The following is a 15,429-nucleotide window of genomic DNA, read 5'->3' as shown; positions in this document are numbered from 1 at the left end:
AGGTCTACTCCTAACAAAGATAGCCGATCCCTCTGGGGGAACCGATTATCTAAGGCCACAGTTGGTAGCTGTGGTCTTTTTATAGTTTTCTGTTAATCTTAATTAAATTATACCATATTGATATTGAAATATAAATCAATGCTTCTGTAAATGCTACATGTTCTATATATTTTCAGGCAATAGTTTTTCTCTCGTTCATACTTGGAATTTCCGAAAAACATCCGAAGAACTTTTTTTGACTCCTGCTGTTAAAGGAAGCAGAGAACCGTCCCCTGCTTCCTCCCATTATTGAGTCAATTGCTGGTCGGAAAACTCTCTATAGAGCTGATGTGATTGAACGAGTTCTTGGTGTGTACCAATTCCGGTTATTTGGCCTTTTTCAATAAAAATAATTTTATCAGCATTTACGATGGTTGATAACCGGTGAGCGATAACAAAGGTTGTTCTGCCTTCCATTAAACGAGACAAAGCTTGTTGAACGATTCCTTCCGATTGGCTATCGAGACTTGCGGTTGCTTCATCCATCATTAAAATTTTTGGATCTCTGAGAAATGCACGGGCGATGGCAATTCGTTGCCTTTGACCGCCGGATACTTTCACGCCACGTTCGCCAACCTCTGTATCAAGATCTTTTGGAAACTCTTTAATAAAATCTGCTGCATAGGCCATTTTCGCCACTTCCCATAGACGCTCGTCGGTAATATCTGTTCGATCTTCTAATCCGTAACAAAGATTTTCACGGATCGTACCTGCCATCATCGGACTATCTTGAGAAACATACCCGATTTGACTTCTCCATGAACGCATAGACAGCTCTTTAATAGGTGTGTTTCCAATTGTAATCACGCCTGTTGTTGGGATGTAAAAGCGCTCAAGCAGTCCGAACATTGTCGTTTTCCCGCCACCGCTTGGACCTGCAAAAGCAACCATCATTCCCGGCTGCACGTTAAAGGAAACATCTTTTATGACAGCTTCCTCTTCACTGTATGAGAAGGATACATTTCGAACATTGATGGCTTGATTGGCGATATCTAAGTCTTTTCCTTCTTGGCCTTCCTCTTTGTCAATTTTTAATATATCAATAATGCGTTCCGTGGCACCCATTGCTTTTTGTAATTGGGTAAAAAACATGGCGAAAGATGTAATCGGAAAGATGATTTGAAAGAGATAGAGTAAAAAAGCAACAAGGGAGCCCGTGGTCATCGTGCCATCTGCTACTCGAATTCCTCCGTAACCAATAATGACGACAATAACGACCATGACGACAAGATACATCAATGGAGCGATCAGTGAAAAAATCAGTCCTTCTCTTAATCCATAGGAGAAAAGCTTATTAATTCTAGATTGGCCTTTCTTTTCCTCTGTGTTTTCTGCATTGGAAGCTTTCATTAAACGGATTTCACTAAGTGTTTGCTGCACACTTCCTGTAAAACTTGCCGTTTCATCCTGCAGACCACGCGATATTTTCGACATTTTGCTTCCAAGTGGTACCATAATAAGGACGGTAATTGGAACGGCAATTAACATTAATAACGTCATTTTCCAATCCATAAACAGCAAAATCGTAACAGCACCGATTATCGTAATAATGCCACCAATAAATTGGGGGAAGTGTTGAGAGATTAAGTCTTTTACAATTCCAGTGTCATTGACAACACGGCTAACCGTTTCCCCACTTTTATTTTTGTCAAAATAATGGACCGGTAAGCGTAAAAGTTTAAACCACATTTTTTCTCTAAGATTGGCGACTATTTTTTGCCCGACAAATGCCAGGGCATACATGGATAATCCATCGGTGACTGCCTGTAAAATAAAAACGGCTATGATGATCCCAATTAGAAAAACATTTAATGATTCCATTGAAAAGCCATCGACCATTTCTCTTGTCAGGAGTGGGATAGAAAGCCCTACTAGTGTAGTAATGAGACTTCCAACTAATCCTAGAGTCAGTGCGATTTTTGGTATTTTAGTAGATAGTATAAGAGAGATAAAAGGTTTTAAAGTATTTGTTTTTTCCTTTGTCATGCTAATAAGCACCTTCTTTTTATGTAATTTTTAAATCATGTACCTGCTAAACTATAAAATAATGGAGGTGAACGAAAACGTAAGGATAGTCGGTGTGATAGATCCTAATTATTATATGGTATTTGAGGAAAAACTTATGGTACAGTAAACGTAAGTGAAAATATGGTGAAACGTTAAAGTTAAACTTACAATAACAGAAAGAATAGCGATAAACAATATTTATGAAAGATAAAAGATGGGCAATTAATCCAAACATATTAAATAACCTTTAAGCTAGGAGAAACCAAACATGGAGAAAATTATGATTGTCGAAGATGATATGAAAATCGCGGAATTTTTATCTTCCTATATTGAAAAATATGGCTATCAAGTTACAGTTGCCAAAGACTTTGAACGGATATTGGAAACATTTCGTGATGTGCAGCCTAATCTTTTATTATTAGATATTAATTTACCTAGTTATGATGGGTATTATTGGTGTAGGCAAATTAGAAAAGAATCTATTTGTCCGGTGATTTTTATTTCGGCTCGAACAGGTGAGATGGATCAAGTCATGGCATTGGAAAATGGCGGGGATGATTTTATTACGAAGCCTTTTCATCCTGATATTGTGATGGCGAAAATCAGAAGTCACATGCGCCGAGCATACGGGGAATATGCAACCAAGTATCAAGAAAGAGTGCTGAGTCATGGGGACTTGCACTTTTATCCGGAACGGTTGGAACTTCGATTTAAAGATGAAGTAGCTGCCTTAACAAAAAAAGAGACCGATATCATCGAAACGTTGCTGGAGCGTTATCCTCGTGTTGCTGGTAGGCAGGATTTGTTGGAGAAACTTTGGGATGACCAAGCCTATGTCGACGAGAATACGTTGAATGTAAACATTACGCGCGTTCGAAATAAGTTTCAAGCGTTAGGGATAGAAAATGCTGTTGAGACGGTTAGAGGCGCAGGATATCGTTTAAACATGACGTGGATTGATGCGAAATCATGAAACTATTTCTTCGTGACCATTTTATTATCATTGTGCTTCAACTCATCCAAATCGTTATGATTCCTACACTTTTTTGGCTTGATGGCTATCGTGGGACAGGTGTAATCATTTACGCTTTTTTTCTATCCCTCGTATTATTAACAGCATTTCTCATCTATCGGTACTTGAGTAGAAAAAAATTCTATCAAAGGTTGCAGAATCCACTGGAAACAATGGTGGAATCACTCGAGACTACGGAACGAACGTCAATATCTGAAGCGCTCGATCGGTTACTTCTTAGACAGTATCGTTTGTACCAAGAAGAATTTCAAAAAGCGGAAGATAGGCAGGATGAGCATTTATTATTTATGGATCGCTGGGTGCACCAAATGAAAACACCACTTTCTGTCATTGAATTAACTGCACAAACATTAGACGAACCTGAATCCTCTAGCATTCGCGAGGAAACAGACCGGATGCGTAGTGGCTTAAATACTGTTCTTTATATGGCGAGACTTCGTACAATTGCAGAAGATTTTCAGATTAAGCCAGTCCCCCTATCGAAGCTAATCCATGAAGTGAATCAAGAAAATAAGCGTTTTTACATCCGGCATCAAGTGTATCCACAATTAGAGGAACATAGGTCAGGTATAACAGTACAGACTGATGAGAAGTGGCTTTTCTTCCTATTAACACAACTTGTACAGAACGCTGTCAAATACTCTACTGGAAAAGCGAAGCATCTTCTCCTGTCCGTTTATGAAAGGGAAGGGGAAGCAATCCTTGAAGTGAAAGATTTTGGGATTGGTATTCCAACTGTGGACAAGAAGCGGGTTTTTAATAAATTTTTCACCGGTGAAAATGGCCGGAAATATCGGGAATCAACAGGGATGGGGCTTTACTTGGTAAAAGAAGTAGCTGAAAAGCTAGAGCACGGGATTGAATTGGAATCAGAGATGGAAGAGGGAACGACGATTCGAATCATTTTTTCAACCACACAAAACCTTACAACGATGTAAGATTAGTGAAAGGATAATCGATAGTTTAAGGCTGCGTGCTTCGGCTATACTTATTGTAGAAACTTAGCAGAGGAGAATGATGATTATGCTCACACTTACAAATGTAAGTAAGGTTTACGAAGGGAAAGTGGCCTACCGTGCCCTTACAGATATTAGTTTAGAAATAGAAACAGGTGAATTTGTTGCCATTATGGGTCCATCCGGTAGCGGAAAAACAACATTACTAAATATTATTTCCACCAACGATGCACCTACTACTGGACAAGTTGAAGTCGAAGGGAAAAATCCACATAAGCTTAAGAAAGATGCGTTAGCTAAATTCCGCAGAACTGAACTTGGATTTGTTTTCCAAGACTTTAATTTACTGCATACACTAACTGTCGAAGAAAATATCGTCTTACCATTGACACTAGATGGTGCGCGAGTTAAAGACATGAAAGAAAAAGCGGATAAAATTGCGGAGAGTCTTGGTATTACTCCAATTATGAAAAAACGCACCTACGAAATATCTGGTGGTCAAGCACAACGAGTAGCCATTGCCAGGGCGATGATTCATCAACCAAAGCTACTGTTAGCCGATGAACCAACTGGTAACTTAGATTCAAAAGCATCAAAGGACGTCATGGCAATGCTTGGAGCCATTAATAAGGAGGAACAAACGAGCTTGTTAATGGTAACGCATGATCCACAAGCGGCAAGCTATTCCGACCGAGTTGTTTTTATCCAAGATGGGAAACTGCATTCCGAAATTCATCGTGGGGAGAGTAGACAAGCATTCTTCCAGAAAATAATTGATATGCTTTCCTTGATGGGAGGCGACGGTAATGAATTTTCGACAGTTCGCGTTTAATAATGTATTGCGCAATAAACGACTGTATATTGCGTACCTCCTTAGCAGTATGTTCACGGTGATGGTATTCTTCACTTTTGCCATCTTTGCATTCCATCCAGCGTTTTCAGGAGGTGTGATCAATAAAAACATACTAATGGGACTAGGTGTTGCTGGAGCAATCATTTATGTGTTTTCTTTCTTTTTTGTCCTATACTCGATGAGTTCTTTTTTACAGTCGAGAAAGAAAGAGTTTGGCTTGTTAATTATGCTTGGTGCTTCTAATAAACAGATCCGTCTAATGGTATTTTTGGAAAATATCTTAATCGGCTTTTTCGCAACAGTTGGTGGAATCCTAATCGGTTTGGTATTTGCAAAAGGGATTCTTTTAATTGCTGAAAACGTGTTGATTATTAGTGAAACACTGGATTTTTATTTTCCAACACTAGCAATTGTTGTGACGTTCAGTAGTTTTCTATTTCTATTTTTCTGTATATCGATATTTGTTTCGTTTATTCTCCGTACGAAAAAACTCGTTAATTTAATGAAAGGGGATAAACAATCTAAAGGAGAACCAAAAGCATCTGTTACGCTATCGGTGCTCGCAGCACTCCTACTAATCACGGGATATGTTACGGTTACTTTGGTTGAGGGTATCTATGTTGTTTATGCTATGATTCCAGTTATTTTAGTTGTAACACTTGGAACCTATCTCTTATTTACCCAATTAAGTGTGTATGTTATCCGGCTTTTGAAAAATAATACGTCGATCTTTTGGCGGAAAACAAATATGCTCTTATTCTCTGACTTATCCTTCCGATTGAAGGATAATGCAAGGACATTTTTTATGGTGGCAATCATTTCAACAGTTGCTTTTAGTGCGATTGGTTCTTTATTTGGATTTCAATCGATAATCAACGGAACAAAGGATACCTATCCGATCACGTATAGCCCGTTTCTTAATGACAGTAAAGCAGTAATCGAGGAAGATATGTTAAAAATAAATGCTATCTTGCAGGAGGAAAGCGTTGATGCAAAGATGGAATCGCTGGAGCTGAACTATTATGAGATAGCTGATGGAAATGTATTAATCTTAAGCGCTTCTGACTACAATCGCTTTGCAGCATTTATTGGTGACAAGGAATTGCATCCAAAGGGGAATGAGGCCATTGTAGTGGAACAAAGTAGTGGTGAGGGTGAGTTCGTGGAAGAGGGTCCAAAAGCTAGTGGAGGGTTAATGGAAGCGAGTGTACAACTAAAAAACGGGCAAGAACTTCAACCTACAAAAGTAGTAGAATCAGCTGTATTACCAACAAATAGTTATGGGTATTATGTGGTGAATGACAAGGTTTTCGAGCAACTTGGATCACCTGAAAGTAAGAGCTATAGTGGCACATGGAAACCGGAAGAAGGACAAACGAATCAATTAATTGAGGCGGGCAGAAAAATAAATAACTTAGATGGCGATTTACAGTATAAAACGTTTATCACGGATTATACCATTTATGAAATTAACAAAGCATATGGACCTATTCTTTTTATTGGCTTGTTTATCGGAATTGTGTTCTTTGTTTCGGCTGGTAGCTTTCTCTATTTTCGCTTATTTACAGATTTGGACGAAGAAAAGCGCAAGTTCCAAGCCATTGCCAAAATTGGATTGACACAATCTGAGCTTCAAAAGGTAGTCAACAGACAAATCGCGATTCTATTTTTCTCACCAATTGTTGTCGCATTAGTGCATGGTTCTGTTGCCCTTTTCGCTTTGTCCCGTTTGTTTAATTACAATTTAATGGTAGAATCTTCCCTTGTATTAGGAAGTTTTGCTTTGATTCAAGTGATTTATTTCTTGATTGTCCGATTTCTTTATGTGAAGCAAGTAAAGAGAATGGTCTTTTAAAGAAGTTAAGGAAGCAGGGGACGGTTCTCTGCTTCCTTTTATGGAATAAATCAAGTCTTATCTGAATTGTAAAATAAGGGAGAGGGGAAATTTGAAAAAAACAGTAGGGTTTATTGTTATTGCTTTTGTAGTTATCATCGTTGGTGTTTTTTCGATTTATCCAGCAGAAAGAGATCGTTTCAATCCGTTTCTTACTATTGGAAATGTTTATGTCCAAATAAATGAAGAGCCTGTTATAGATGAGGATAGATATTACTACGATTTAACTGGCTACCATGAAGACGGGAAGAAAACAGAATTAGCATTTAGTGCAATAAAAGATTTAAAGGAAAATGCATTTTTAAAGATAACCGCAAAAGGAGCCTTTGTGAAAGGTTACGAAGAAGTTCAGGCAGAAGAATTGCCTGAGGATGTAAAAGATAAGTTTGATAAGTAATATGATAGACGAGACTAAGACTTCAATCATTTTTGGTTGAAGCCTTTTTTTAATTGAACTTTATATGCAGCGAAACAACCATAAATTTCGACGTAAATAGTCTCATCCCGCTATGTCAGGATGGCCTCGCTTTCCGTGAGCACAACCTATAGCTTATATAGAAGCGGAGGGTATTTCATTTGAGAAGCGGGTAACAAAGTATCACTACGATGCATTTTCCTTGAATTTCGTAAGATGAAACGCAATAATGATTAAAAAAGATGCAACAAGTCAACCTTAACTTTGGATTGTGAGACTTCATAGTAATACCAAGACTTAGAGGCTTTTCACGCTAGGAAAGTTCAGTTATAAACTAATCTGTGGTTTCGTGACATTTTTTTGTTATAGTTAAAAGAAGCAAAGAACCGTCCCTTGCATCCTTAAAAAAGTACAGCGAAGGAGATACGATGACATTATTACTTTTACTTATTATTTATTTGGCTTTTATTAGTTTAGGGTTACCTGATTCGTTATTAGGAGCCGCATGGCCTGTAATGCAAGAAGATTTTGGAGTTCCACTTGAGACAGCGGGATTGATATTTATGACAATTGCAGGTGGTACGATTGTTTCCAGTTTAGCTAGTGGAAACATGCTGAAACGGTTTGGAACTGGAAAGATCACATTTATAAGTGGCTTAATGACAGCTAGTGCTTTACTGGGCTTTTATTTTGCTCCATCAATCATTTGGTTAATTGTATGTGCGATTCCTCTTGGTTTAGGTGCAGGAACTGTAGATACGGCATTAAATAATTATGTTGCTGTAAATTATAAGGCGCACCATATGAGTTGGTTACATAGTTTTTGGGGTGTAGGAGCTACTCTTGGTCCGATCATCATGGCCCAATTTATAGTAGGCGAAACTGGTTGGAGAACTGGTTATCTTGCAATTTCGGGAATTCAATTTGAAATACAAATGACTATAAAAAACGGGAAGATCCCTATTGTTGTATAGGATGAAAGAAAACCAAGAACAGGTTGTATAAAGGTGCTACCTGTATAAGCTAATGCCATTTGGTAGCCCATAATTGACTGAGAATGTGTCTTGCCAAAACGTGCTGGTGTTTCATGTAACATACATGGAAATATAGGTGCTAACCCAAATCCAACCAAAATAAAGCCTGCAAGCGACAAAATAGAAGGTAAAGGCAGTAATAGCAACGTGGCACCAAATAATGCGATAACTTGACCCGTTCGAATCAGCATCCGGCTACTCATTTTAAACGTAACAAACCCCGTTATAAACCTACCAATTGTTAAGCCGCCCCAGTAAAATGAAACCCACTGTGCTGCAACCGATGCCGGTAAATCCTTCACATTTACAAGAAAACTACTTCCCCAAAGTCCCACTGATGTTTCAACTCCACAATAAAATAGGAAGGTCAACAGCGCAAATTTCACACCTTTAATCTTCAAAGGCTTTACATCTTTCGTATTTTCATGAGCCGGTTTATCAGGGATATCTTCCGAAGAATCATTCAACACTACATTATTTTTTTTCGAAACTATAACCCACAATGCAGCTATCTCCATGTAAGAAACACTTAGTAAAGATCATCCTGGCGCTTTAGCCCAATCTACTAGAATAAAGAGCGGTGAAAAGTTCAACAAGATGCATGGTATTTAAGAAATACCTATAATGAACTTATAAACTGTCTATCCTTAGACTGCTAAAGTTTTGCAGAAGAATATCATGGATAAAGAACCAAATTATTCATGAACTATATAATCAGCTTTATATACAAAACCACAGATTATCAACTAATCTGTGGTTTTGTCACATTCTTTGTTGAAGTTAAGGGAAGCAGAGAACCGTCCCCTGCTTCCATGCTACCACTAAAAAGCACCAGAACCTCCGCCACCACCCCCAACGCCAGCACCACCACCTGAAACAGAACCGCTATCAGTTGCTGCTGAAATGGTTTGATCAGCTTCATTAAAGCTGTTCGTCATGGTACTTGCTAGCAACATGAGCATAAACATATCACTAGCTGGTGAATCAAAACTAGTGTTTGAATTTGGGGGTGCTTTGACTAGTTTTTCATTCTTGGCAAGCATTGACTTGTTGTTTGTACCAATCGCATAGATGAAAGCCTGCATCTGTTCATCATTCATCCATTCACTCCACTGCTTTTCGTCGATATACTCGTACTTTGTACCGAATTGTTTCCATTGTTGCTTAATCCTAGCTCCTTTTACTGTCAGTGGTTGGTAGACAGCGGCAAATAATAATAAGCTACCCATTAAGATTATCGAAAAGAACATCCACATAAACAACTGATGAATACCAAAGAGAATGGTAAGCGGAATAAGAAGTAGGCTAGTTATTGCAACTGTCCAACGAAAGCCTACTTTCTTTTCATCTAACTTGTGCTGATTCATTTCTTCTTTTACTGCTCCGATCCATTGCATATAATCATCTTGATAGGCTTGTTGATTTTTTGTATCCTTGATGTACGTATCAAGGTCGTCAACTGAAAATCTACCATCACTTCCTATAGTATAAAACAACCAGCTGATTAATAAGCTCTCATGGATATGATTTTTTTCCTTATTTACTTCAACAAATTCTCTTTCACTTTTTCTTATCAAAATGCCTTTTCTAACAAGGTTTAATAAAGCTGCTGAAATTATTTCTCCATTTTGGACAATACCTTTCATGAAAAGTATTGTCGCTGGTAAACTCATCTCTTCCTTTGGTAAAAAGGAATTTTGTAGGGAACTACGATCAATTTCCCATAAAATCTTTCGTCTTTTTCTCCATGCAACAACTACCAGAGCAAGTAGGTAACCTGCAAAGGCTCCAATTACAAAAGGAGCAAGACTACCAAACATATCCTTTCTATCTTCAAAAGAAGCCACTTTTTCCTCATATGCCGTTATCTCAGCTGTAAAATCATCACGTATTGTTTTGTCTGCGATTATGTCGGCACTAGAAAATAGCGAAGCATCATAAGCAACACGAATATCTCCATTGCTCCCGCTATCAACTTCGCCCATGGCAAAGTGAACAATACCATCCGGTGTTGTTTGGGAAGTACCTTCTGCCTCGTCGTATCCTAATGCAAGGACATCATCAGTAGCTTGAGGTGGGTAAATATAGACATCGATATTTTGATACGTGGATTCGTTACTGCTATCAAAGAATGGCCAGTAAAACTGTGCTAAATCAGAATAGACCTCTATCCCAGATTTAATGGTATAGGAAAGATCAATAATTATTGTCTCATCAGAGCCACTTCGATAAATTTTATAAAGATTTCCATCCTGTTCCAAATCTAATTGCATGTCATTTTCAGATGCTTCAACGTTTTCAAGCATCGTATTTTCTTTAGGGATAAGGGTGCGGGTAATGCCATTAAAGTCTCCACTAAATTGATAGATGTGCTGTTCGTCTACTTGCACATCGCCATTTTCTTGTAAGTAGGCATCAATTTGTGTATTTTTAATCTCAAAATCAACAGCGAATGCTTGCATAGGCAATAATAATAATACAGAAAAAAACAGTATAAGTAGTATCAGATATTTTTTCATATGATTGACTCCTCTCATATGTTATATACGTAGTGCTAGACGAAAAGTTTCAAAATTTGCTGGAAGCAGGGGACGGTTCTCTGCTTCCAATTGTGGAATGAAGCAGCTAAAACCTTTCTTTTCTTGACTTAGTAATTAGTAGATAACACGTATCCTTTTTTTGAATTATCCTCCAATTTTTAAAGATATTTAAGAATACTTTTCTTTGATGCTATTTTTATTTTTCTTTAATTTGAAATTATATAAATTATTCGTGTGTTCGCTTGTCCCAGTAGAATGTGGCTAAGCAACACCGAGATTTTTAACTCGTTCTTTTAATAGGTAGATAACGAAAATCCTGTAGTTAGAATACCGTGTATTTGTAAATAACCCCTTTTTATTAAGCGATGAAGGAAGCGGAGAACCGTCCCCTGCTTCCCTCTGTTAGGAACTTCCATTTACTTTTTTTCTGATCGTGATAGTCTATAATTATAGCGAGGTGTTCTAGATGATTAGTGGAAGAATGATTCTTATAATGAAGTACCTAGAAGGTAAAGAAGAATCTAGTTTTCGTGAACTAGGTGAAGAGTTGGGTATAACTGAACGAAAGATACGTTATGATATTGATAATATCAATGATCATTTAAAGTCGAGTAAGTCAGATTTAATCATTAAAAAAAGCAAAGGGAAGTTAGTCATTCCTAGTAAATTAACGTATATAGACCTTCAGGAAGAAGAAAACTATTTTTTTAACCAAGCAGAAAGAACAAATATCATGTCTTTCTTAATTTTTTTTAATATTGATAGTTTAAATCTGAATAAGCTGTCTGATAATTTTATGGTCTCACGTACGACATTAAAAAATGATTTATTCTTGATCGAGTCAGATATCAAGCAAAAAGGATTTATTTTAGAATATGATCGCGGCTTTCATCTTATTGGTAATGAAACGAATATTTTGAATGAGAGGGTAAGGCTGTTTCGAGAGTATATCGAATACTTTGAGTCAGAAGATAAATTTTCAGATAGTTACGAGCATGCTATATTAATAGAACTAGAAAAAGCGTTTAAAAAAGTTAATGTTTTTAAAATTAATGAATGGACGAAGAGCTTGTTAAAGCAAATTGGATGGGTATTAAATGATGATTCCTATTATTGGTATTTAGCCAATATTTTCGTATTTATCTGGTATGTTAAAAATAAAGTTGAGAACCCATTGAATGGTACTAATTTAAAGTTCGCACCATTTTTTAATAAAAAAATAATTGCCGATTTGGAAGAGATCATAAATTATAAATTGAATGAAGATGAATTAGATATCTTAGTGAGCTTCGTGTTTTTCACAAGTAAATATACTAGTTTAAATGAAGAATTAGATTTAATAACTACAGAAAAAACAGTGGATGAACTTGTATCGCATATGTCTGTATGCTTAAATATGACTTTTGAGCAAGATTCTATTTTATACAAAGGTTTATTAAATCATGTAGCACCGTTACTTCATAGGATTCGTAGTAGTGTTCAAATTTACGATGAAGTTTTTGATGTTATCCCTGTGGAACATGTGTACATCAAAGAAGCAGTTAAAAAGTCAGTAGTGGGTATTGAACTGTTAGGTGAAATTCACAACGAAAATGAAATAACACTTATAGCGATTCATTTTTTAGCGAGTATGCAACGGACTACAACTTCTCAATATAAGAACGTCTTACTTGTATGTGGGTTAGGTTATGGTGTTATTGCAATGGTCAAGGACAAATTAAATAGTACGTATCAAATTAATTATGTCGACACCATTCCGCTATATATGTTGAATGATTTTAATGATTGGGATAACGTTGATTTAATTATCACAACTTCGAAATTAACGTTAGAGATAGATAAACCTGTTGTGAAAATTAATGCTGTCATGAATGAATCTGACTTTGCTAATTTGGAGATTGCCGGATTATCTAAAAAGAATATACTGACCAATTACTTCTCTATTAATAGAAGGTTAGACTTTCTGGATAATAATACGAAGACAAAGGTAATGGATATAATTAAAGATGAACTGGGTTATTCTCATGTAAGAATCCCAGAAAAGAAGTTGACCTTAAGCGATTTAATAGGTATTGATGCGATTCAAATTGTTAGACACGAAATAGAATGGCGTGAAGCTGTCAAACTAGGCGGAGAAGTTTTGTTTGAAAGTGGCTTTATAGATAATGCATATATGGAGAATATAATAAAAATTCAAGAACAGTTAGGTTTTTATTCAGTAAAAGATAATGAATTTGCACTCCTTCATGGTAATAACAATAAATTAGTGAAGGTGAGTAGTGTCAGTCTCCTGATATGTAAACAATCAATCTCATTTGGGGATAAACGGGCAAAGATTATATTTTTGTTGGCAAGTAAGGATAAAAAAGAACAGATTCCAGCAGTTATTGGACTTACAAAGATGACCTATCAAACTGATTTTATTGCACAATTAGAAAATGCAGAAAGCCCAATTGATGCATTTAGAATTATAAAAGAGTATGAAAAAAAAGTTGAATAACAAGATAGGAGGCCATGAGCAAATTTGTTCCTGGTCTTTTTTTTGTGCTTTTTTCTTACTAGTTTAATTACTAAAAACCGCTTAGAAATGTCGCTATATGTCTATTCGTGTCGCTTTTGGAAGATAGGGTAAGTTTTTGTAAAAAGTTCTTTCGAATTCTTTAAATTGTGAGAGCGGTTACATCGGGTTATTATTTATACATAGACACAGAGGGAACAATAATGAATGCGCAGTCATTACTCGGTCTTTACTTACTCAATTGAACTGATAGTAGTTTATGTTATTCCCGAGGAGGAGAGAAATGGAACAGACAAACACAGTAGATTTTTTGGTTGTATCGAATATTGATGTGGCAACCAAAGAAGAGGTGATTAGCGAATTAATAACCAATTTAGATGTTAAAAACTATTTGTCTAGTAAAGAAGTTTTTTTGAAAGACGTTATTGATAGGGAAAATGAAATACCAACATATATTGGGCATGGTATTGGATTACCTCATAGCCAAAGTGATGGAGTGAAGTCATCAACGGTTACAGTAGGTAGACTCGTTAATCCTATCAAGTGGACGGATGATGGCGAATTAGTAACTACCGTTTTCCTAATAAGTGTACCAAAACAAAATGAGGATAATTTACATTTGAAGATTCTTTCAAAACTTGCAAGATTGTTAATGCATGAAGACTTCAGAGCTGAAGTTGAAAGTGCGGATGAAAATGTTCTTATTGAACTTCTTAATCAAAAAGTGAAGGAGGAAATAAAATGAAACATCTTAAATATTTTCAGAAACATCTGATGACAGCAACTTCTTATATGATTCCTTTCGTTGTTGCTGGTGGTATCCTATTTGCATTATCTGTCATGTTAAGTGGTGAAGCAGCTGTTCCAGATGGTGGATGGTTATCTAAGTTAAACCAAATTGGTTCAGCAGGTTTGGCGTTATTTATTCCGATATTGGGTGGTTTTATCGCATATAGTATCGCAGATAAACCCGGTTTAGCTCCAGGTATGATAGGTGCTTATCTCGCTAATGAGATTGGTGCTGGATTTATTGGAGGTATTATCGCAGGCTTCTTAGCAGGTTATGTTGTACAAAAATTGAAGAAAATTAAATTGTCTTCATCATTTAGAACATTGGGTACAATTTTTATTTACCCATTAGGTGGCACAATTATTGTTGGTTTTATCATGGTTTTCTTAATAGGTGAACCGATTGCATTATTTATGGAATGGATGACTGCATCGCTAAATGGCATGTCAGGATCTGCAAAAGTTCCATTAGGTGGCGTGTTAGGGGCGATGATTGCATCTGATATGGGTGGTCCAATCAATAAAGTGGCTGCAACTTTCGCGCAAACGCAAGTAGATACATTACCATTCTTAATGGGTGGAGTTGGTGTAGCGATATGTATTCCACCAATTGGTTTGGGTATAGCAACACTACTATTCCCTAAAAAGTTTAATAGTTTGGAAAGAGATTCAGGTATTGCAGCACTATTTATGGGTGGAGTAGGAATAACAGAAGGAGCGATTCCTTTTGCCACTGCTGATCCACTAAAAGTAATTCCGTCTATCATTATGGGATCTGTAGTTGGAAACATTTCAGCATTCTTATTTGGAGTATTAAATCATGCCCCATGGGGAGGATTGATTGTCTTACCAGTTGTAGAAGGCCGATTTGGCTATGTGATTTCCGTTTTATTAGGTGCACTGGTAACCGCGATTGCATTAAGAATACTGAAGAAGGATGCGGTAGAAGACAAACAATCAACTGAAAGTAGCGATGATGATTTCGAAGACTTAGATATTTCAATTGATCAACTATAAAATGAGGGGAGTTTTATAATATGAAATTTGTTGCGGTAACATCTTGTCCGAGTGGGGTTGCACATACGTATATGAGTGCAGAATCGCTAGAATTGTCGGCTAAAAAATTTGGGATTGATATAAAAGTAGAAACACAAGGTTCTTCAGGTATAGAAAATCGGTTGAGTGATGCTGAAATAAAAGAAGCTGCCTGCGTGATTCTAACAAATGATGTGGAAATTAGAGAGATGGATAGGTTTAAAGGGAAAAAAGTAGTGCAGATGGGTGTTTCAGATATTATCAAGAAGTCTGATCCATTATTAAGAAAATTAAAAGCAACTTTTGAATAAAAAAA

Annotated in this window: 12 protein-coding genes and 1 pseudogene; 10 read left to right on the top strand and 3 right to left on the bottom strand. The window is 36.6% G+C overall.

The window, feature by feature from the left end; all coding sequences use genetic code 11:
• Nucleotides 1-285 precede the first annotated feature (285 nt).
• Complete coding sequence (locus D2K60_RS11225; protein WP_117170080.1) at nt 286-2,025, bottom strand: ABC transporter ATP-binding protein; 1,740 nt, start codon at nt 2,023-2,025, stop codon at nt 286-288.
• Between the two features lie 289 nt (nt 2,026-2,314).
• On the opposite strand from D2K60_RS11225, the gene D2K60_RS11220 reads away from it, so the two are divergent.
• The 6 genes and pseudogenes from D2K60_RS11220 to D2K60_RS11195 all read left to right on the top strand — a co-directional run.
• Nucleotides 2,315-3,019 (top strand): response regulator transcription factor, encoded by a 705-nt coding sequence (locus D2K60_RS11220; RefSeq protein WP_117170079.1) that lies wholly within the window; start codon nt 2,315-2,317, stop codon nt 3,017-3,019.
• The gene (locus tag D2K60_RS11215; RefSeq protein WP_117170078.1) at nt 3,016-4,017 is read left to right on the top strand and encodes a sensor histidine kinase; all 1,002 of its coding nucleotides are present in this window, start codon (nt 3,016-3,018) and stop codon (nt 4,015-4,017) included. Before D2K60_RS11220 ends, D2K60_RS11215 begins: the two co-directional genes overlap by 4 nt.
• An 85-nt stretch (nt 4,018-4,102) precedes the next feature.
• A complete protein-coding gene (locus D2K60_RS11210) occupies nt 4,103-4,867 on the top strand; it encodes an ABC transporter ATP-binding protein (RefSeq protein ID WP_117170077.1) in 765 nt (254 codons plus the stop codon).
• The gene (locus D2K60_RS11205) at nt 4,842-6,743 is read left to right on the top strand and encodes an ABC transporter permease (RefSeq protein ID WP_117170076.1); all 1,902 of its coding nucleotides are present in this window, start codon (nt 4,842-4,844) and stop codon (nt 6,741-6,743) included. Before D2K60_RS11210 ends, D2K60_RS11205 begins: the two co-directional genes overlap by 26 nt.
• A 91-nt stretch (nt 6,744-6,834) precedes the next feature.
• Nucleotides 6,835-7,179 (top strand): YxeA family protein, encoded by a 345-nt coding sequence (locus D2K60_RS11200; protein ID WP_117170075.1) that lies wholly within the window; start codon nt 6,835-6,837, stop codon nt 7,177-7,179.
• Between the two features lie 446 nt (nt 7,180-7,625).
• Nucleotides 7,626-8,129 (top strand): annotated as a pseudogene (locus tag D2K60_RS11195) (MFS transporter); the annotation flags it as partial.
• On the opposite strand, the gene D2K60_RS11190 reads toward D2K60_RS11195, so the two are convergent.
• Both D2K60_RS11190 and D2K60_RS11185 read right to left on the bottom strand, forming a co-directional pair.
• Nucleotides 8,117-8,749, bottom strand: a complete 633-nt coding sequence (locus D2K60_RS11190) for an MFS transporter (RefSeq protein WP_420818817.1) — start codon at nt 8,747-8,749, stop codon at nt 8,117-8,119. The pseudogene D2K60_RS11195 and the gene D2K60_RS11190 sit on opposite strands and share 13 nt — an antisense overlap.
• 303 nt (nt 8,750-9,052) lie before the next feature.
• On the bottom strand, nt 9,053-10,750 hold the full coding sequence (locus D2K60_RS11185; RefSeq protein WP_162880759.1) for a DUF2207 domain-containing protein: 1,698 nt from the start codon (nt 10,748-10,750) through the stop codon (nt 9,053-9,055).
• Between the two features lie 487 nt (nt 10,751-11,237).
• On the opposite strand from D2K60_RS11185, the gene D2K60_RS11180 reads away from it, so the two are divergent.
• The 4 genes from D2K60_RS11180 (at nt 11,238) to D2K60_RS11165 (ending at nt 15,424) form a co-directional block, all read left to right on the top strand.
• Nucleotides 11,238-13,271 (top strand): BglG family transcription antiterminator, encoded by a 2,034-nt coding sequence (locus D2K60_RS11180; RefSeq protein WP_117170072.1) that lies wholly within the window; start codon nt 11,238-11,240, stop codon nt 13,269-13,271.
• A gap of 301 nt (nt 13,272-13,572) precedes the next feature.
• A complete protein-coding gene (locus tag D2K60_RS11175; RefSeq protein WP_117170071.1) occupies nt 13,573-14,034 on the top strand; it encodes a PTS sugar transporter subunit IIA in 462 nt (153 codons plus the stop codon).
• Nucleotides 14,031-15,095 carry a PTS fructose transporter subunit EIIC gene (locus tag D2K60_RS11170; protein ID WP_117170070.1) on the top strand — a complete coding sequence of 355 codons (1,065 nt, stop codon included), beginning with the start codon at nt 14,031-14,033 and terminating at the stop codon, nt 15,093-15,095. The genes D2K60_RS11175 and D2K60_RS11170 overlap by 4 nt, the downstream gene beginning before the upstream one ends.
• Before the next feature lie 20 nt (nt 15,096-15,115).
• Nucleotides 15,116-15,424, top strand: coding sequence for a PTS fructose-like transporter subunit IIB (locus D2K60_RS11165; RefSeq protein WP_117170069.1), 309 nt, complete (start codon nt 15,116-15,118; stop codon nt 15,422-15,424).
• The last annotated feature ends 5 nt before the right edge of the window (nt 15,425-15,429 follow it).

It is taken from the genome of Paraliobacillus sediminis, assembly GCF_003426055.1.
The sequence above is the reverse complement of the archived record's forward strand: the minus strand, read 5'-3'. Positions and strand labels throughout refer to the sequence as shown.

Bases quoted from the DNA above. Each gene is read 5' to 3' on its own strand.
- D2K60_RS11175 (WP_117170071.1), top strand. From the start codon at position 13,573: ATGGAACAGACAAACACAGTAGATTTTTTGGTTGTATCGAATATTGAT.
- D2K60_RS11185 (WP_162880759.1), bottom strand. From the start codon at position 10,750: ATGAAAAAATATCTGATACTACTTATACTGTTTTTTTCTGTATTATTA.
- D2K60_RS11170 (WP_117170070.1), top strand. From the start codon at position 14,031: ATGAAACATCTTAAATATTTTCAGAAACATCTGATGACAGCAACTTCT.
- D2K60_RS11165 (WP_117170069.1), top strand. From the start codon at position 15,116: ATGAAATTTGTTGCGGTAACATCTTGTCCGAGTGGGGTTGCACATACG.
- D2K60_RS11210 (WP_117170077.1), top strand. From the start codon at position 4,103: ATGCTCACACTTACAAATGTAAGTAAGGTTTACGAAGGGAAAGTGGCC.
- D2K60_RS11190 (WP_420818817.1), bottom strand. From the start codon at position 8,749: ATGGAGATAGCTGCATTGTGGGTTATAGTTTCGAAAAAAAATAATGTA.
- D2K60_RS11220 (WP_117170079.1), top strand. From the start codon at position 2,315: ATGGAGAAAATTATGATTGTCGAAGATGATATGAAAATCGCGGAATTT.
- D2K60_RS11205 (WP_117170076.1), top strand. From the start codon at position 4,842: ATGAATTTTCGACAGTTCGCGTTTAATAATGTATTGCGCAATAAACGA.
- D2K60_RS11215 (WP_117170078.1), top strand. From the start codon at position 3,016: ATGAAACTATTTCTTCGTGACCATTTTATTATCATTGTGCTTCAACTC.
- D2K60_RS11180 (WP_117170072.1), top strand. From the start codon at position 11,238: ATGATTAGTGGAAGAATGATTCTTATAATGAAGTACCTAGAAGGTAAA.
- D2K60_RS11225 (WP_117170080.1), bottom strand. From the start codon at position 2,025: ATGACAAAGGAAAAAACAAATACTTTAAAACCTTTTATCTCTCTTATA.